The sequence below is a fragment of the Corallococcus caeni genome (assembly GCF_036245865.1).
Taxonomy (GTDB): Bacteria; Myxococcota; Myxococcia; order Myxococcales; family Myxococcaceae; genus Corallococcus; species Corallococcus caeni.
In genome coordinates this window covers 1,031,594-1,050,562 of record NZ_BTTW01000001.1, presented here as the reverse complement: position 1 = coordinate 1,050,562, position 18,969 = coordinate 1,031,594, and the positions used below count along the sequence as shown (strand labels likewise).

12 protein-coding genes are annotated in these 18,969 nt (G+C 70.4%); 6 read left to right on the top strand and 6 right to left on the bottom strand.

What is annotated here, in order from left to right; all coding sequences use genetic code 11:
- Positions 1–30: 30 nt before the first annotated feature.
- From AABA78_RS04180 to AABA78_RS04170, 3 genes are all read left to right on the top strand, one after another.
- Complete coding sequence (locus AABA78_RS04180; protein WP_338261734.1) at positions 31–1,110, top strand: PEGA domain-containing protein; 1,080 nt, start codon at positions 31–33, stop codon at positions 1,108–1,110.
- Between the two features lie 173 nt (positions 1,111–1,283).
- Positions 1,284–3,308 carry a TonB-dependent receptor plug domain-containing protein gene (locus AABA78_RS04175; protein ID WP_338261733.1) on the top strand — a complete coding sequence of 675 codons (2,025 nt, stop codon included), beginning with the start codon at positions 1,284–1,286 and terminating at the stop codon, positions 3,306–3,308.
- Between the two features lie 71 nt (positions 3,309–3,379).
- Positions 3,380–6,325 carry a DEAD/DEAH box helicase gene (locus tag AABA78_RS04170; RefSeq protein ID WP_338261732.1) on the top strand — a complete coding sequence of 982 codons (2,946 nt, stop codon included), beginning with the start codon at positions 3,380–3,382 and terminating at the stop codon, positions 6,323–6,325.
- Positions 6,326–6,350: 25 nt separating this feature from the next.
- Here AABA78_RS04170 and AABA78_RS04165 read toward each other — a convergent pair whose 3' ends face one another.
- From AABA78_RS04165 to AABA78_RS04145, 5 genes are all read right to left on the bottom strand, one after another.
- Positions 6,351–6,701, bottom strand: a complete 351-nt coding sequence (locus tag AABA78_RS04165; RefSeq protein WP_338261731.1) for a DUF2019 domain-containing protein — start codon at positions 6,699–6,701, stop codon at positions 6,351–6,353.
- Positions 6,701–8,260, bottom strand: a complete 1,560-nt coding sequence (locus AABA78_RS04160) for a hypothetical protein (RefSeq protein ID WP_338261730.1) — start codon at positions 8,258–8,260, stop codon at positions 6,701–6,703. The genes AABA78_RS04165 and AABA78_RS04160 overlap by 1 nt, the downstream gene beginning before the upstream one ends.
- Complete coding sequence (locus AABA78_RS04155; RefSeq protein ID WP_338262372.1) at positions 8,250–9,563, bottom strand: hypothetical protein; 1,314 nt, start codon at positions 9,561–9,563, stop codon at positions 8,250–8,252. The genes AABA78_RS04160 and AABA78_RS04155 overlap by 11 nt, the downstream gene beginning before the upstream one ends.
- A 225-nt stretch (positions 9,564–9,788) precedes the next feature.
- Positions 9,789–10,892 (bottom strand): winged helix DNA-binding domain-containing protein, encoded by a 1,104-nt coding sequence (locus AABA78_RS04150; RefSeq protein WP_338261729.1) that lies wholly within the window; start codon positions 10,890–10,892, stop codon positions 9,789–9,791.
- A gap of 24 nt (positions 10,893–10,916) precedes the next feature.
- Positions 10,917–11,879, bottom strand: a complete 963-nt coding sequence (locus tag AABA78_RS04145) for a TIGR03885 family FMN-dependent LLM class oxidoreductase (protein ID WP_338261728.1) — start codon at positions 11,877–11,879, stop codon at positions 10,917–10,919.
- 157 nt (positions 11,880–12,036) lie between these two features.
- Between AABA78_RS04145 and AABA78_RS04140 the strand changes: the two genes are divergently transcribed.
- Positions 12,037–13,701, top strand: coding sequence for an alpha-amylase family protein (locus AABA78_RS04140; RefSeq protein ID WP_338261727.1), 1,665 nt, complete (start codon positions 12,037–12,039; stop codon positions 13,699–13,701).
- A 43-nt stretch (positions 13,702–13,744) separates the two neighbouring features.
- Here the strand turns inward: AABA78_RS04140 and AABA78_RS04135 are convergent, their stop codons facing one another.
- Positions 13,745–16,369, bottom strand: a complete 2,625-nt coding sequence (locus AABA78_RS04135; RefSeq protein WP_338261726.1) for a M12 family metallopeptidase — start codon at positions 16,367–16,369, stop codon at positions 13,745–13,747.
- A gap of 111 nt (positions 16,370–16,480) precedes the next feature.
- On the opposite strand from AABA78_RS04135, the gene AABA78_RS04130 reads away from it, so the two are divergent.
- Together AABA78_RS04130 and AABA78_RS04125 are read left to right on the top strand one after the other, a co-directional pair.
- The gene (locus AABA78_RS04130; protein ID WP_338261725.1) at positions 16,481–17,257 is read left to right on the top strand and encodes a CPBP family intramembrane glutamic endopeptidase; all 777 of its coding nucleotides are present in this window, start codon (positions 16,481–16,483) and stop codon (positions 17,255–17,257) included.
- Positions 17,258–17,307: 50 nt separating this feature from the next.
- Entirely contained in the window at positions 17,308–18,969 is a 1,662-nt protein-coding gene (locus AABA78_RS04125) for a DUF262 domain-containing protein (RefSeq protein WP_338261724.1), read from the top strand.

Sequence of the window (18,969 nt, the reverse complement as noted above, 5' to 3'; positions counted from 1 at the left end):
CGTGTCGTCGTGGGAAGCGGGACAACGAACGTGAAGAATCAGAAGACCTGGATCGCCGTCATCCTGCTGGGCACCGTGGCCGTGAACGCCGGGGCGTACCTGATGGTCCGCTCGCGCAAGGCCGCGCAGCCGGAGCCCGTCGCCACGCGGCCCCCCGTCCCCACGCCCGACGTGGCCCCGCCGCCGCCGCCCGTGGCGGCGCCGCCGTCGGAGGACGCGAACGCGGGGCTCGTGCGGGCGCTGCGCGCGTCGGGGCTGGCCGCGCTGGAGGACCGCGACTACGACCGCGCGGTGGCGCAGTTCACCGAGGCGCTCAAGCTGCGCCCGAACGACAAGGACAGCGACCTCACGCGCCTGCTGGGCATCGCCACCGACCTGCGCTCGCGCGACCAGGGGCATGCCGCGCAGGCGCCCACGCCGCGGGAGCCGTCGCCGGGCCGCGCGACGCCCCGCACGCGCGCCGCGAAGCTCGCCGCCGCGCGGGCCGCCCGTGAGCAGCAGGCCGCGCAGGCCGGTCCCCAGGAAGAGGCGAAGGGCGGGCTGCTGCTGGTGACGTCCACGCCGCCGGGGCTGGTGGTGATGGTGGATGGCAGGGCCGTGGACCTGACGCCCGCGCGGCTGCCGGTGTCCGCGGGCACGCACCGCGTGGTGCTCGCGCAGGGCGAGCGCCGCCTGTACGAGGAGACGGTGGAGGTGGACGCGGACGCGGTGCGCTCGCTCAACCGCGACCTCACCGCGGAGCTGACGCCCGCCGCGCCGAAGCCGGCCGCGGTGCCCGTGGCGGCGGTGGTCCCCGCCTCGCCCCCCGCCGCGAGCGCGGCGCCCGCGGGGGGGCCCGTCGCGCCCGCCCACACGCCGGAGCCCACGCCGCCGCCGGAGCCGTCCGTGGCGAAGGCCGCCGTGGCGCAGCGGGGCGACCTGGAGGTGACGTCGCCGGGGCTCTACGGCGAGGTGTGGATCAACGGCCGGCCGTATGGCTTTCCGCCCATCTCCGCGCAGGCGCTGCCGTCAGGCCCCGCGCGCGTGGAGGTCCGCGTCAACGGCGAGGTGAAGCGGCGCATGACGGTGGAGGTGGAGCCGGGCCGCAGCACCCGCGTGCGCGTGAAGTGAAACAAGGCTCACGCCCGCATTCGACGCAGTGCGCGTAATCCCAGAACTTTCGGACGGGGCTGGAGCCGGTACACTCGGTTTCACGCGGAGGCTGTCTCCCCCCGGGACAGGGCCCGCGTCTCCCACCTTCGAGAGGGTTGTTTCGTATGGGCTTCACCAGGCACGGGCGTCGTGTGTGTGTATGGCTTGCGCTGCTGGGCGCGGGCACGGGCTTCGCGCAGACGGAGCCCACGCTGGACCCCGGGCCTCCGGAGACGCCCTCCGTGGACGAGCAGCGCGAGGAGCAACTGGACGACGAGCCGGAGGTGCACAGCCAGGTGGCGTCCTTCGCCATCACGAAGCTGCACGACTCGCCGGCGGTGGTGACGGCCATCACCGCGGATGAGATTCGCGCCTCCGGTGCGCGCGACCTGATGGACGTGCTCTTGAACGTGCCCGGCTTCTTCTTCGGCGTGGACGTGCAGGGCACGGTGGGGCCGGGCTTCCGGGGCCTGTGGGGCCAGGAAGGCAAGGTGCTGCTCATCATCGACGGCAAGGAGATCAACGAGCAGCTCTACTCCACGATGCAGCTGGGGCACGAGTTCCCGGTGGAGCTGATTGAGCGCATCGAGGTGGTGCGCGGCCCCGGCTCCGTCATCTACGGCGGCAACGCGGAGCTGGCCGTCATCAACGTCATCACCCGGGGCATCCAGGGCAGCACGGACGCGCTGGCGGTGGGCACGTACGGGCAGCTGTCGCACGGCCTGGGCCGCCGGAGCCTGACGCTGTCCGGGCGCAAGGTCTTCGAGAGCGTGGCGGGCCTGAGCGCCTTCGCGTCCGCGTCGCTGGGGCAGGGGCAGCGCAGCGACGCCGTCTTCGACGACTTCTACGGCGGCTCCGCGAGCATGAACGGCGCGTCGCGGATGGATCCCACGGTGGTGCAGGCGGGCGTGGGCTACCGCGACCTCCAGCTGAGCGTGCTGTACCAGCGCCAGGACACCTCGTCGGTGGTCTCCGTGGACCAGGTGCTGCCCGCGCCCGCGGACACCGACTTCGAGTCCTTCCACGCGGAGCTGAGCGACCGCTTCCGGCCCACGGACCGGATTGAAATCATCCCCCGGCTGAACCTCACGCTGGGCGAGTCGTACCGGGACTCGGACGAGGACTCGGAGTTCTTCTACGACAAGCGCTACCGGCGCCTCCGGGGCCGGGCGCTGGCGCGCTGGGCGGCGTTCGACTTCCTCCAGCTCACGGGCGGCGTGGACCTGGCGTTCGACCAGGGGCAGCTGCGGGGGCCCGCGGGCATCGGCCTGCAGGAGCCCTTCAACGGCGACCAGGACGTCGTCTCCTACCGCAACGTCGCGGGCTTCGTGGAGGCGTACTCGGACAACCCCATCGCGACGGTGGTGGTGGGCGCGCGCTTCGAGGACCACAGCTTCTTCGGCAGCTCGTTCGTGCCGCGCCTGGTGCTGCTCAAGTCCTTCGGGCCGGTGAGCGGCAAGGCCCTCTACAGTCGCGCCTTCCGCGCGCCGGGCATCGAGAACATCTCCCTGGGCGAGGACGTGCGGCCGGAGCGCACCACGGTGTACGAGCTGGAGGCCACCGTGCGCCTGGGCGAGGGCCAGAGCTTGAGCGCCAACGCCTTCGACGTGGGCGTGACGGACCCCATCATCTATTCGTACGACGTGGACACGGGCTCGGAGGCGTACCGCAACCTGGGCCGCCTGGGCAGCCGGGGCGTGGAGCTGGACTACCGGCTGCGCGGGCCGTGGGGCCGCGCGCAGGTGGGCTATTCCTTCTACCGGCCCGGTGGCCGCAACGACGTGGAGGACTACCTGGTCCCCGGTGAGCCCAAGGCCTTCACCGGCCTGCCCACGCACAAGGCGACGCTGACGGGCACGGCGAAGGTGCTGCCGTGGCTGTCCGTCAGCCCCACCGCCGTGCTGGTGGGCCAGCGCTTCGCCGTGGGCGCACCGGACGAGGAGGGCGTGTCGGAGGTCCAGTCGCTGGCCCCCCGGCTGCTGCTCAACCTCTTCGTGCGCGCGGAGAACGTGGGGACGAAGGGCCTGGAGATTGGCGCGGGCGTCTACAACCTGCTGGGCAGCGACTTCCGGGTGGCCCAGCCGTACAACGGCGGACACGCGCCCCTGCCGGTGTTCAGCCGGGAGTTCCTGGTGAAGCTCACGTACGTCTTCGAGCCGTCGTACGACGACGAGTAGCCTGGCCGTCAGACGGAGCGCATCCGACGTTGCGCGAGGGCGTGGCGGGGCGTAGGGAAGCCGTCCCCGCCATGTCCGAGAACACCCAGCTCCTCGAAGCCGTCCGCAAAGAAGCCAAACCGGGCCTCTGGTCCAGGGGCGTCAGCCTCGCGCGAGATGGCGCGGTGGCGCTCCAGTCGCGCACGGCCTCGGAGATAGAGCTGCGCGTGAAGGTAACGGGCCGCGCGGTGGCCTTCACCGTCGTGCTCTACCCAGGCGACGAGGCGTGGGAGTGCGACTGCCCCAGCCCGGTGGACCCGTGCGAGCACGTCGTCGCGGCGGCCATCTCCCTGGACAAGGCGGAGAAGCAGGACGCGCCGCTGGAGGCGGTGGCCGAGCGCTGGTCGCGCGTGGTGTACCGCTTCACGCGCGTGGAGGGGGGACTCCAGCTGCACCGCGTCCTGGCGCACGCGGACGGCACGGAGGAGCCGCTGGAGGACCTGACGGGCCGCATCGCGAAGCCCCAGGGCGGCGTCACGTTGCAGGTGGAGCAGGTGGACCTGGTGATGGAGCGCCTGCTGGAGCGGCGCACCCGGGGGCCGCTGCTGGCGGAGAAGCTGGACGCGCTGCTCAGGGCCCTGGAGCCCGCGCGCAACGTGCTGCTGGACGGCCGGCCCGTGGCGGTGTCCAGCGAGGTGCTGCCCCCGCGCGCGAAGGTGGAGGACCGGGGCCAGCAGTGGGTCATCACCATCACGCGCGACCCGCGCATCACGGAGGTGGTGAGCCCCGGCGTCGCGCTGACGGCGGAGTCGCTGGTGCGCCTGGGCGAGACGGCGATGACGGGCGCGTGGCTCCAGCACCTGCCGCTGGTGCGCACCTATTCGCCGGAGCAGCTGGGCGAACTGTCCGCGAAGATTCTGCCGGAGCTGGCGCGGCGCATGCCGGTGGACATGAAGAGCCGCCGCCTGCCGGCGCTGGACCGCGACCTGAAGCCGCGCATCCTCCTGGAGCTGAACCAGCTCACCCAGGGCCTGTCGGTGCTGCCCACGCTGGTGTACGGCGCGCCGCCGTCGGTGCGCATCGACAACGGGCGCATGGTGTACCTGCGCGGCGCGGTGCCGCTGCGCGACGAGGCCGCGGAGCAGAAGCTGCTGCACCAGCTGCGCGACGAGCTGAACCTGGTGCCCGGCCGAAGGCTCACGGTGCAGGGCCCGGAGATGATGCGCTTCGCGGACAAGCTGCGGAAGTTCCGGGGCGACCTGGGCGGCGACGCGGCGGGCATCGTCAGCCCGGACATGCGCCTCAAGCCGTCGCTGCGCGTGGAGGGCGGCGCGTCCGGCGCGGGCGTGCCGGAGGTGCGCTTCACGCTGGAGTTCGAGGTGGAGGGTGGCAAGGGCGGCGCGCGCACGGTGGACGCCGCGGCCGTGGTGCGGGCGTGGACGGAAGGGCTGGGGCTGGTGCCGCTGGACGGAGGCGGCTGGGCGCCGCTGCCGCGCGCGTGGCTGGACAAGAACGGGCAGCGCGTCGCGGCCCTGCTGGCCGCGCGTCAGGCGGACGGGCGCGTCGCGAACCACGCGCTGCCGGAGCTGACGCAGCTGTGTGAGTCGTTGGATCAGCCGCCGCCTCCGGGCCTGGACAGGCTGGCCCCGCTGGTGGAGGGCTTCGAGAAGCTGCCGCCGCCGGTGCTGCCCGCGGAGCTCAACGCCACGCTGCGCGCGTACCAGCAGCAGGGCGTCAGCTGGCTGTCGTTCCTCAAGGGCGCGGGGCTGGGCGGCATCCTCGCGGACGACATGGGCCTGGGAAAGACGCTCCAGACCATCTGCATCCTGGGCCCGAAGTCGCTGGTGGTGTGCCCCACGAGCGTGCTGCCCAACTGGGTGGCGGAGCTGCAGCGCTTCCGGCCGTCGCTGAAGGTCTGCGTGTACCACGGCCCCGGCCGCAAGCTGGACCCCACGGCGGACATCACGCTCACCACGTACGCGCTGCTGCGCCTGGACGCGCCGGTGCTGGGCGCGCCCACGTGGGAGGCGGTGGTGCTGGACGAGGCCCAGGCCATCAAGAACCCGGAGAGCCAGGTGTCGCGCGCGGCGTTCGGGCTCAAGGCGAACCTGCGGCTCGCGCTCAGCGGCACGCCGCTGGAGAACCGCCTGGACGAGCTCTGGAGCCTGATGCACTTCACCAACCCGGGCCTCCTGGGCGGCCGCCGCCAGTTCGAGGAGAAGACGGCGCAGCCCATCGCGGACGGCAAGCCGGGCGCGGCGGAAGGCCTGCGCCGCCGGATCCGCCCGTTCATCCTGCGCCGCCTCAAGAAGGACGTGGCGCCGGAGCTGCCGCCGCGCACGGACTCCGTGATGCACGTGCAGCTGGATGAGCGCGAGCGCTCCGTCTACGACGCGGTGATGGCCGCGACGCGCGCGGAAGTGGTGGCGCTGCTCAACGAGGGGGGCAGCGTGCTCAAGGCGCTGGAGGCGCTCTTGCGGCTGCGGCAGGCGGCCTGCCACTCCGCGCTGGTGCCGGGCCAGCACGCGAAGACGTCCTCCAAGGTGCAGACGCTGGTGGATGCACTGGAGACGGCGGTGTCGGAAGGGCACAAGGCGCTGGTGTTCTCGCAGTGGACGTCGCTGTTGGATCTCATCGAGCCGGGGCTCAAGGAAGCGGGCATCGGCTTCGAGCGGCTGGACGGCGCGACGGCGAACCGAGGCGAGGTGACGTCCCGTTTCCAGGGACAGGACGGCGCGCCGGTGCTGCTGATGTCGCTGAAGGCCGGCGGCACGGGCCTGAACCTGACGGCGGCGGACCACGTGTTCCTGATGGACCCGTGGTGGAACCCGGCGGTGGAGGCGCAGGCGGCGGACCGTGCGCACCGCATCGGGCAGGAGCGGCCGGTGATGGTCTACCGGCTGGTGTCCCAGGGCACGGTGGAGGAGAAGATCCTGGGCCTCCAGGAGAAGAAGCGCGCCCTGTTCGAAGCCGCGCTCAGCGAGGCCTCCGGCGCCGCCGCCATCACCCGCGAGGACCTGCTCCAGCTGTTCGCGTGAAGAGTTCCCTGTGACAGGTTACTCATCAGGCAAGGTCGAGAGCCCACGAACCATTCTGCCAATTCCGCAAGGTTTGCTGGGCTCCAAGGGCCGCTAGACCTTGGCCCTTTGCTGCATCTTCCAGGACCGCTGTGGCTTCGGCGGTCTTATGCCGAAGCAGGAACGCAGCCGCAGTGACCCTGACATCCATACGGGCGTGCGAAAACAGCGCTGCCAATGCGTCACGGCCCGCATCGCCCCTCTCGCGCAAAGACATGAACGCGGCAAGCGCCTTTTCGGCGTGCTGATTGCCCGCCCTTGCATCCCCCCGGAGGATGCAGTCCGTCTGAGCCGCGATGCTCTGGGCGAACTGCTCCACGAACTTCTCAAGCGACATCACCAGACCCCATTCTTCACGTTCTCAATGGCCCGAAGGCCGAAGTCACGTTGAACTTCGAAGGACTGAGTGCTCAACCATTCTCGCACTGTCGTGAAGGTGTTGGTGATGTCGAATCGCTTCGAGGAGAACAGGGCGCTGACTCCAGAGTGAAGCCCCTTGTCGAGTGGGACGACGTTCTCCCGGTTGTGGAGCGCCTGTGGCCCGAAGCGAGCCGCGTTTCCTTCCGTCTGCTCCACGATGTGATGCCACTCCTTTCCCTCACCGGCCGGTCCCATGGCCCGTTTGAAGGACTTGAAGGACGAATAGCCCTTCGGCCCACTCGACGGCGCGGGCCCCTGTGAGTCTCCGCCGCCACCACCTCCCGAGCCCGCTGCGTCATCGACTCGCTGGAGGATGATGGCTGCCCCGGGACCGACGCTCAACACCGCCGTCGCGCGGCCCGCTGGCACCGCGATTCTCTCCAGCGCCAGCACACCCTCCGCTGATAACGAGAGCACCGGCACCGTGGCCTCCGCGCCCACCGCGATTCCCTTCAGCGTTCGCGTCGTGGCCGACGCCGCGCCCCAGGTGAAGAGCATCCCCGTCGTGAGCCGCGACACTTCGCGGATCTGCTCGCCACGGGTCATGGACTGGAAGCGCCCCGAGTACGCGGGCGATGACGCGATGAGCGCCGCCACTCCCGCGGGCAGGTGGCTCAGCCCCGCGATGCTGTCCACGGGTCGCGTGAGCAACTGGCCCAGTGCGTGGTACAGCTCCGCGAACGCATCCTCCGCTCCATCCAGGGTGCGGCTGATGACGTCCGCGTCGTCGTACACCTCGGCCAGGGGGCGCCAATCCGAAGGCTGGAGCTGTGCGTCCACGGCCCGGAAGACGCCGCTCCTGCCGCTGTAGAAGCGGCCCAGCTCGAAGCCATGCGCGCGGAAGGCGCCGTCCTTCCATTCAACCGTTGCAACCTTCTGCTGGGTGCGTCCGTTGAGGGCCCACGCCAGATAGCCGTCGGGTCGCAGCACCGCGATCTGTGCCCGGGAGAAGCGCTCCACCCGCAGCAACAACTCCTGCCGCCTGACTTCGCCTCCCTCCATCACCTCTCGCAGAAGGAATCCTGCGGCCATCCGAGGCGGGAAGGTGCGCAACGTGACGGTCTTGCCCAGCAGCACCCCCAGCAGACGCGCGGCCTGTGCGGGTGTCAGGACGCCTCCCAGGGGCCGTTCGTCGCGCGCCTCCAGCCCCGCGTTCGTCAGCAACTGCTCCCAGCCGTCCGGTTGCACGTCGTCGGGACGGGGGGCGTCCGCCATGGCCACCGCGCGAACAGGGCTCGCTCCCGTCACCACTTCGCGCACGGCCTTGCGGCGGTACAGCGGCGGCGCCTCCTCGGGAGGTGTGACGCGCGGCACTGGCGCGGATGCGTGCGGCGCCTCGTCGTTCGACACTCGCGCCCCAGGGGCGTCCGTGGCCGTGCTGGACGTGTAGCTCAGCGTCCTTCCGTGCCCGGCAGGCACCGAGGCACAACCGGTGAAGAGGAGGGCCACGCACGCGAGCAGGGCGTCAACGCGCATTGTCCGCCCCCAGGCCCACCGACGCGAAAGCCCCCGGACGCAGCGTCCCGTCACCTTCCGGGAACAACAGCGTCCCCCCCGTGGCCACCGCATAGAGCTTCCCCGCCAGGATTCGCCAGCGCGCTTCCGCCGCGCCCAGGTAGCGCGCCCCGGGCTGGCCCATTCCCACACCGAGCCCCTTCACCGCGACCTCCAGGCTGCGCTCCAGGAACTGCACCGCCACGCGCCCGTCCGCATCCATGCGGCCCCAGGAGAAGGCTTCCGCGCTCAGCGATAGCGACAGGTGCCGTTGCAGGCCGCGATAGCCCACGGCATCCCAACCCACCCGCGCTTCCGCCTGGAGCGAGTACCCGTCCGGGAAGCGGGCGGAGGCCAACGGCACCCCTGCCGGGTCCGCTGACTGGAAGCGCGCCAGTTCGTAATCCGGACCGAAGAAGCCCTGCCGGAAGCCACCCTGCTGCCTGCGTGCCTCCAGGCGCAGCGACACGTCATGTGTCGGTGTCACCGCATCCGCCCCTACGCCCAGCACCGCGCCCCAGGCGCCTCCGACACCCGGCCGTCCTCCCCAACCCGCCAAGAGGTGCGCTTCAATGCCCGGGCGCCTGAGCACCACCGCCGTTCCATCCAGGTGCGCCAGCGTCACGGAAGGCGCATTCCCTCCGGCCCGTCCCCAGTCATGCACGGTCGAAACAGCGAGCGAGTAGCGCCCCTGCGACTCGCCGGATCCAAGGAGAACGCGTCCCACGTCCAGCGCGACCTCTCCCCCCATCATCCGCGCGCCCAGCACATCGGAGGCGAAGGCCTCCGTGTAGAGCGGTCCCGCGGTGCCCGTGAGGAAGCCGCCCGCGGGGTGGTAGTCAGGATTCGTCCTGTTGGAGTAGCGGCGCACCAGATGCGCCGACAGCAGGCTGTAATCCTCCAGGGCCCCCAGCCAGATACCCACGGGCGCAGCGTCCGAGCCCAGCTTGAGGCCACGTACGAGTTGGCCCCAATCGGAGAGACGGTCCCAGTCCTCGCGTCGCACGCGGCCCGGGCCGCCCCATGCTCGCAGTCGGATGGGGGCGCCCAGGTTGAGCCCGAACTCCGGGCCGCCATCCAGGATGAGCGTGGGCTCCAGTTGGACGAAGCCTTCGGTCTCACCGTCGCCTGAGCGCGGAAGGAGCGCGAGCGTCGCCACCTCCAGCCGTGCCAGTGAAGACCAGGAGCGCGTTGGCGGCGCGGGCTCGGAGTCGGAAGACGCCGCGGCCTCCCCTCGAAGAGGCAGAAGCCATAGCCACAGCACCGCCCACCCGCGGTTGCCCATCGCTCGCGCCTCCTGGCTGCACTCCGATGCGAGGTGCAGAGCCCGGTCATAACCGCCGGAGCCGATGCCTCGGCCCAACCGGGCGATGAAGGCCCCCTGGGGCATGTGAGCCGTCGAAAATCGGGACTTCCGATTGTTGGCTGTCGTCTCCCAGCCCGGTGCGCTCCAGGGTTTGGCGCCGTCGTCACCTTGTCGGGGGGCACGTCGTCGTGAGGACTCCCGGCACTACTTCGCGAACGTCACCGCCACCTTCGCGGCGTCCGGGTCGCTGAAGCGCAGGAGGTCCTCGCCCTCCTGCACCAGCGCGTCGCGGACGGGCTTCTTCAGTGCATCGAAGGCGTTGCAGACCAGCGTCGCTGCGCCCATCTTGCGCTCGGTGGTCCAGGTGCCCGCGGTGCGCCCGTCCACCAGGAACACGTTCAGCACGCGCAGGTTCTTCGTCGACAGCAGCGCGCGGTGCTCCTCGGGGACGACGCGGGTGCGGTCCGCGTGGGCAAGGATGAGGTTGTCGAAGTCCGGCAGGAAGCGCACCGGCGCGGGTGTGTCCTCGGGCGGGCGCGGGGCCTTGGGCAAGTCGAAGAGGACGCGCTTCTTCGCGTCGCGGAGTTCCACCAGCTTGCCGCGCACCTTCTCGAAGGCGTCCTTCAGCGGCTTGATGCCGGACCAGGCCTGCATGTCCGCCACCGTGGCGGGGCCGAAGGCGGCCAGGTAGCGCAGCACCAGCGGGGACGCGTCGTCGTCGGTGGAGAGCTTCTCTCCCAGCCAGGACTCCGCCAGCGTGAAGCCGGCGTTGCCCGGCCAACCCCACTCCAGCCCCTCCTCGGGCACCTGGACCAGGGGCAGCAGCATGCGCGTGGCGAAGCCCATGGCCCGCTCGTCCCCGCCCACGTGGTGCTTCAGCAGATGCGCGCGCACCTCCTCGAAGGTGCGGGGCTGCTCTTCAAGAAAGGGCTTCGCGGTGGCCAGCAGCGCGGGCAGGTCCAGCGCCGTGGCGCGCTCCTTCAGCACGGAGCGCATGGCGGCGGTGAGCAGGGGCACGAAGAGGCCGCGGTAGCGCAGGTAGTCCTTCGCGGTCATCAGGTGCAGCGTGCCGCGCATCATCGTGCCGCGCGCCAGCTCGCGCTTCAGCGCCAGCTTCGTGAGGCTGTCGCGCTGGAAGCCCTGGAGCCGGGACCACAGGGCCAGGTACGGCGGGCGCGCGAGCTGGGCCTGGAGCCCCACCAGGTGCTCGATGGCGCGCGGCACGGTCAGCTTCTCGCGCGTGAGCAGCAATTGACGCGCGAGCAGGGCGCGGTTGAGGGCCTGCTGGGACAGGACGTCGCTGGGCATGCGCCCGAGCATACCCAGCGGCCTTCAGCGCGTGAGCGCGGGAATCACCTTCGCGCCGAACGCTTCGAGGAACCCGTCCTGGTCGCGGTTGACGTTGTGCAGGTACAGCCGGTCGAAGCCCAGGCGCAGGTCCTCGCCCAGCCAGTCCACGTGCTGCTGGAGGCTGCTGGACACGCGCAGCGGGCCGTCCAGGTCGTGCGGCTGCACCACGCTCGCGGCCTCCGCGAACTGCGCGGGCGTGCGCAGGTCGGTGAGGACGCTGTTGGAGAAGATGTTGGCCGCCCACTGGTTGCAGGCTCCCTCGCGGGCGAGCTCGTCGTCGGACGCGTAGGACAGCTGCACCTTGAGGAACATCGGCTTGCCCTCGCCGCCGCCCTCGCGGAAGGCGTCCACCACCTTGCGCAGCTCCTCCGTGGGCCGGGCCGTGGTGATGAGGCCGTCCGCCCAGCTCCCCACCCACTCGGCCGTCCTGGGCGTGACGGCGGCGCCCACGAGCAGCGGCATGTCCCTGGGGCGCGTGTAGAGCTTCGCCTCCTCCACGGTGACGAGCCCCCGGTGCGTCACCGTCTCACCGCGGAAGAGGGCGCGCATGATGTCCACGCACTCCTTGAGGCGCGCGTTGCGCAGGTCCTTGGCGGGCCAGCCGGTGCCGGTGATGGCTTCGTTGAGGTACTGGCCGCTGCCCAGCGCCATCCACGCGCGGCCGGGGAACATCTCGTTCAGGGTGGCCAGGGCCTGCGCGACGATGGCCGGGTGGTAGCGCTGGCCCGGCGCGGTGACGGAGCCGAAGGACAGCCCGGTGGTCGCGAGCGCGGCGCCCATGAACGCCCAGGCGAAGCCGCTCTGGCCCTGCGCCTCCGTCCACGGGTGGAAGTGGTCGGAGTTGAGCGCGGCCTGGAAGCCCGCGGCTTCCGCCTTCTGGGACAGGCGCAGGAGTTCGCTGGGGGTGAACTGTTCGTGCGACGCGTGGAAGCCGATGAGTGACATGCGGGCGCCACCCTGGAGCGGGAGCGCCCCCTCCGCGAGGCCCGTCCTCGCGCGAGTGTTGGCTGAACGAAGTCTGATTGCCCCCGGGTGTGGGGTTCCGCACGGCCGTCTCATCCGAACAGCCGACGCCTGCGAGCGGAGGGCTAAAGGGAACGGAATGATTGAAGACCTCTGGTACAAGAACGCGGTCGTCTACTGCCTCGACGTCGAGACGTTCATGGACGGCAACGGCGACGGCGTGGGGGACTTCAAGGGCCTCAAGCGCAAGCTGGACTACCTGGCGGGCCTGGGCATCACGTGCCTGTGGCTGTTGCCCTTCCAGCCGACTCCCAACCGCGACAACGGCTACGACATCAGCGACTACTACGGCGTGGACCCACGCCTGGGAGACCTGGGCGACTTCGTGGCCTTCACGCACGAGGCGAAGCTGCACGGCATCCGCGTCATCATCGACCTGGTGGTGAACCACACGTCGGATCAGCACCCGTGGTTCCAGGCGGCGCGCAAGGACCCGGACAGCCCCTACCGCGACTACTACGTGTGGGCGAAGAAGAAGCCCAAGGACGCCAACAAGGGCATGGTCTTCCCGGGCGTGCAGCCCTCCACGTGGACGTACGACAAGGAGGCGCGCCTCTGGTACTTCCACCGCTTCTTCCACTACCAGCCCGACCTCAACGTCGCGAACCCGGAGGTGCGCGAGCAGATCCTCAAGATCATGGGGTTCTGGCTGGAGCTGGGCGTGTCCGGCTTCCGCGTGGACGCGGTGCCCTTCCTCGTCGAGCTGAAGGGCGTGAAGCACCCGGACGTGAAGGACCCCTACAAGCTGCTGGAGGAGATGCGCGAGTTCCTGTCCTGGCGAAGGGGCGACGCCATCCTGCTCGCGGAGGCCAACGTCACCATGGACGAGGTGATGGAGTTCTTCGGCGAGAACGACCGCATGCAGCTGGTGTTCAACTTCCTGGCGAACCAGAACTTCTACCTGGCGCTCACGCGCGGGGACGTGACGCCGCTGGTGCAGGCGCTGAAGTCGGCGCCCAGGCTGCCGCACACCGCGCAGTGGGCGAACTTCCTGCGCAACCACGACGAGCTGGACCTGGGGCGCCTGTCGGACAAGGACCGGCTGGAGGTCTTCGAGGCGCTGGGGCCGGACAAGGGCATGCAGCTCTATGACCGGGGCCTGCGCCGCAGGTTCGCGTCGATGCTGGACGGCGACCGCCGCCGCATCGAGGTGGCCTACAGCCTGATGTTCACGCTGCCGGGGACGCCGGTCCTCTGGTACGGGGACGAGCTGGGCATGGGGGAGAACCTGGCGCTGGTGGAGCGGCAGGCGGTGCGAACGCCCATGCAGTGGAGCCCGGAGCCGCACGGCGGCTTCACGCTGGCGGAGGCGCCGGTGAAGCCCCTGGTGTCGGAGGGCCCCTTCGGCTTCCAGCACGTGAACGTGGCGCAGCAGCGGCGCGACCCGGCCTCGCAGCTCAACTGGACCGAGCGCATCATCCGCGCGCGCAAGGAGTGCCCGGAATTGGGGTGGGGCGCGTGGAAGGTGCTGCGCACGGGCAACAAGGGCGTGCTGGCCATCCGGTACGACTGGAAGGGCAACGGGATGGTGGTGCTGCACAACCTGTCGTCGCGGCCCTGCACGGTGAAGCTGGACGTGGGCGGTGACGAGCCGTGCACGCTCTTCAACGTGCTCAGCGAGGGCCACTCCCGGCCCGAGGACGACGGGCGCCACGTGCTCACGCTGGAGGGCTACGGCTACCGCTGGTTCCGCGTGGGGTTGGAGAACCCGGCGCGCAGGCACCGGACGGAGCCGCTGCCCTGAAGGTGAGGGAAGCGGCCCCGCCGGTGTCACCGCGTCAGCGACGTCAGTTCAACTCCACCTTCTGGAAGATCCGCTCCGGCGGGGCGACGCCGTCGGAGAAGTCCAGGATGGTGGTGGAGTAGGTGGGGTCCCACGAGGAGCCGTAGAGCACCTGGTCGTGTCCCAGGCCGCGGAAGTCACCCACCAGCATCCGGTTGGCCAGCAGCGTCGGGTAGTAGCTCACGCCCTGGGCCTCGCTGTAGCGCACCTCGGCCGGCGCGACGCCGTCGAAGAAGTCCGCGATGAGCATGGCCGGGCCGGTGGTGCCGTTGTTCACCAGCAGGAGCTGATCATAGCCCAGGCCCCGGAAGTCTCCCGCCGCTTGGTTGTCGTCCGCGTCCGTCAAGCCGTCGAACAGCGTGAAGGCACCGGACATCTCCACGTAACGCACCTGCGCCGGCGCCACGCCCGTGCTGAAGTCGAGGATCTTCACCCGCGCGCCCGTGCCGGAGCGGTTGATGCAGAGCACCTGGTCGTAGCCCCGGTTCTGGAAGTCGCCCACGTAGAGCTTGTCGTCCGGCTCGGAGCAGTCCTCGAAGGAGTTCGGCATGCTCCACGACTCGTGGTAGCCGGTCTCCGCGGGGACGGCGCCGTCGCTGAAGTCGCTGATCATCACCCGGCCCCCGACGCCGGAGCGGTTGAAGAACAGCACCTGGTCGTGGCCCCGGTTGAGGAAGTCACCGGCGAGCTGGGTGTCCTCCGGGTCGTGCCAGCCGTTGAGCAGGGCGTTCTGGCCCCAGGACTCGAGGTAGCGCACCTCGGCGGGGACCGCGCCGTCGCGGAAGTCGGTGACCATCACCCGGCCGCCCATGCCGTCGTTGTTGATGAAGAGCATCTGGTCGTAGCCCAGGCCCCGGAAGTCCCCCTGGAGCTTGATGTCGCTGGGGTTGTGCCAGCCTCCCAGCAGGGGCGAAGCGCCCCAGGCCTCCTGGTAGTGGAAGAAGGGGAAGCCGTTGGCGTTGACGTAGCCGGAGACGAGCACGCGCGGGCCGTAGCCCGACCCGTCGATGGCGAGGAGCTGGTCCGCGCTGCCCGCGCCCGCGAAGACGCCCGCCTTGTAGACGGAGGGCATGGCCAGCCGGAACGTCTTGGGCGCGTTGACGAGCAGCGGGCTGTTGCGGCCCTGCTGATCCAACGCGTAGATGCGCAGCGTGTGGTCCTGGCCGTCCACGTAGACGTCCGGGATGCGGAAGGAGAAGCCGTTGGCGCCGGACGCCATGGGGTAGGCGTTCTTCACGTCGGCGCGGTAGAGGTTCGCCACCACGTTGGCCACGGACGCCGGGTTGCCGTCGATGGAGTAGTAGACCGTGATGGACGCCGAGGGCGAGTCCAGGTCCAGCGCCCAGCCCGCCACCGTGCCGTCGCCGGAGATGCTGTCGAGCGTGCCGAAGGCGCCCGGCAGGTTGAAGGTGCGCGGCGAACCCGCGAGCAGCGGGTTGTGGATGCCCTGCGCGTCGATGCCGTAGACGTACATCGTGTGGTTCTGGCCGTCGCGGTAGTACGCCGGCACCGGGAAGTAGAACCCATGGTCGCCCAGGATGCCGTCGTACGCGGTGTTGACGTCATTGCGCGAAACGTTCGCGGTCGCGGCGGCACCGAACGCACCGGAGCCCGCCGGCCCGTCGATGTAGACGTGCACGTCCACGGAGACCTCCGGCGACGCGGTGTCGAACGTCCAGCCCTTCACGTAGCCGGTGGAGGTGATCTCCTCGAAGTTGCCCTTCATCTCGCCCGGGTACATCGACGCGGCGGAGGCGACGTCGCCCGCGCTCAGGCCGTTGCGCTGGCCAATGGCCTGGCCGCCCTTGGGGCGGATGGTCTGCAGGGTCGCGCCGGTCACGGGGTCGGTCTTGCCGAACGCCGTCGTGCCGTAGTGCATGATGGACCCGTAGTCATAGGGCCCGAAGTTGTCGCCGTCGCTGATGTGCTGCTCGAAGTTGTGCTCCTTGCCGGGGAGGATGTTGTCCCAGAGGATGTCCACGAAGTCGTCGCGGAACTCGCGGCTCTGCTCGTGCCAGAAGCCGATGGCGTGCCCCAGCTCGTGGATGACCGCGCCCAGGCCGCACGCGCCCTCCAGCGTGATGAATTGCCGGCCTCCCTGGCGGCCCACGGCCGACGAGCAGCCCTGGCCCTTCACGAAGTAGACGTGGTCGGTGGAGGAGGGCGTGCTGGCGGAGATGGGCACGAAGCGCAGGCCCGTCTTGCGCTGCCAGTGCCGGATGGCGTCGTTGACGACGTAGTTGTCATCCAGCGACCCATAGACGTGCACGTACGGGACGACGCCGTTGGGCCAGCGCTTGCTGCTGCCGGTGACCTGGATGCTCTCCGCGGAGACGCGGTTGCCGGCCTGGGCCTTCACCTTCGGGGACTCGCGCTCCACGTCCTCCACGGTGCCCAGGATGATGTCGCCCTCGAAGAGGGCCAGGCCGTTGACGGCCTCGTACTTCACCTCGCGGGCCTCCGCCTTGGGGCCAATGCGGACCCACGCCGAGCGCACGCCGGAGATGGCGGGCGCCTGCGGGGCGGGCGGAGGGGGGGTTTCGGCGGCGTCTTCAGGACGGCAGGCGGTGCCAAGGCAGGCCACGGCCGTGAGCGCCCGGATGAGCCGGGCGTGCTGGGTGATGCGCATGTGGGAATCCCCCTCGTCGGGTGTCGCGGTGACTCGCGGTGCAATACGAAGGGACCCGCGAAAGCTGGCTGTTCGTCGGAGGAAGTTCCCGCGCTAAGAGGGGCCTCCGCCATGAACTCCGCGCCTCCTGAATCGCCGCTTCCCTCGCGTGTCGCGCCGCGCTGCGCGCTCGCGTTCGCCGTGCTTTACGCCTGCTACGAGGCACCGGAGGGCATTGGCGGCCGGCTGCTGGGGAGCTTCGCGGTGACGGCGGTGCTGATGATGCTGTTCCATGCCGTGGCCTGGGGCGTGGGACGGTGGCTGGGTTATCGCAACGGCTTCCATGCGTATGCGTTGGAGTGGAGGCCTTCCGCGCTCGCGAGGGCGCTGGCGGTGATGCTGGTGCTCAAGCCGGTGTCCGTGCTGGTGGGCGTGGCGCTGGGCGTGATGAGCGTGCAGCCCCTGGAGAAGCCGCAGGTGGGCACGGCGCTCCTGGTGGCGGTGCTGGGCGTCGCGGTGTCCACGTTCGTGCCGTCGCTGGCGGAGGACATCGTGGCGCGAGGCTTCTGGTTCCGCGCGTGGCCCGTGGCGGGGCAGGGCGTGGGCTACGTGGCCCTGTCCGCGGGCGTGTTCGTGCTCACGCACGTGTACCGGCTGGGCAACGGTCCGCTGGAGTGGCTGATGTTGTTCTGCACGGGGCTGGCGTACGCGGCGGCGGTGGCCCGCACGGGCTCGCTGTGGGGCGCCGTGGGGCTGCACTGGGGATGGAACCTGGCGAACGGGCTGCTGGACCTGCAATGGGACGTCAACGCGGTGGGGCAGGGCGGCCGCTGGCTGTCCGCCGCGACGGGCCTGGTCGCGCTGGGGCTGGTGGTGCTGCTGCCGAAGCGACGGGACTCCACGGTGTAGGTGGCGGGTCGCGGAGCTTCGGGTTACAGACCCGGGGGAGGAGGCTCGCGATGCCCGCTCCCCTGACGCGGCGCCCGGAGACGAAGTCGTTCAGCATCGAGGACCTGCTCGACCGCGTGCGGCGCGGCGAGGTGCGCATCCCCGACTTCCAGCGCCCGCTGCGGTGGACCGCGGAGGACGTGCGGGACCTGCTGGACAGCGTGTACCGGGGCTATCCCATCGGGACGCTGTTGTTCTGGCGCCGGGACGCGCCCGCCGCCAACGTCAGCTTCGGCCCCGTGCGCATCGACGCGCCCTCCACCAGCCAGGGCCTGTGGGCCGTGGATGGACAGCAGCGCGTGACGGCGCTCGCGGGCGTGCTGCTGCATCCGGCCTACGGAGACGACGCCGGACGCGATGACTTCCACCTGTACTTCGACCTGGAGACGGAGGAGCTGCATCCACCGCCGGAAGAGGGCACGCCCCCGCCGCACTGGCTGCCCATGAACGAGGTGCTGGACAGCGAGTCGTTGCTCCACTGGCTCAACCGCTACCCGGACCGGGAGGCGCACCCGGAGCACCTGCGCGCCGCCATCCGCCTGGGCAAGGCCATCCGCGAGTACCAGGTGCCCGCGTACGTCGTGGACACCGCGGACGAGAAGGTCCTGCGCATCATCTTCAAGCGCCTCAACACCGCCGGCCGGCCGCTCACGGATGAAGAGGTGTTCAACGCGCTGTACGTGGGCTCGCGCTCGCTCAGCCTGGAGTCGGTGACGCAAGGGCTGCGGGAGCTGGGCTTCGGCGCCATCCCGGAGTCGCTGCTCCTGCGCGCCGTGCTCGCCGTGCGCGGCCTGGACTTCACGCGCGGCTACCAGGAACAGCTCAACCAGGACGATGAGCTCACGGAGACGGTCCGCCGCACGGACCGGGCGCTTCGCGATGCCATCGTGTTCCTCAAGCGCGATGCGTTCATCCCGCACCTCAAGCTGCTGCCCGCGCCGGAGAACTCGCTGGTCCTCCTGACGCGGTTCTTCCAATTGCACCCGGAGCCCTCGCCGCGCTCGCGGGAGCTGCTGTCCCGCTGGTTCTGGCGCCACATCGTCTTTGGCGGCTGGGAGCTGAAGCCTCCGGAGGCCCTGCAGGTCTTCGCGGCAATCCGCTCCGACGAGGAGCGCTCCCTCCAGACGCTGCTGGCCCAGGTGCCGCCTCCGCTCATCCGCTGGTGGATGGAGACCGGCCTGCCGGTCATGCCCCACGCCACCGTGAGGCCTCCGCTCGTCCTTCGCATCGCGATGCTGTCCCTCCAGCCGCGCCACCTGCTGACGGGCGCGGTGCTGGACCCGGCGGAGCTGCTGGAACAGAAGGGCGAGGGCTTCCAGCTCCTCCTGCTCCCGGATGACGAGCGGTGGCGCACGCAGCGGGCCCAGGACCGCAGGACGGTCCGGCGCCTGATGGAAGGGACCTTCAACTACCTCTTCCATCCCCCGGTGGAGGGACGCTCGCTCCTCCAGGTGCTCGAAGCGCAGCCGCCTCCATCCGAGGAACTCCTCCACAGCCACGGCCTCACGGCGGAGGCCCTGGAGTCCCTGCGGCGCAATGACGGCGCGTTCCTCGCCTTGCGTCAGGCCGTGCTGGAGCCCGTCCTGCGCCAGTTCATGGAGGCCCGGACGCGCTGGGACGAATCGGACCGGCCTTCGCTCCAGTCGATGATCATCGACGACGATGAGGACTGA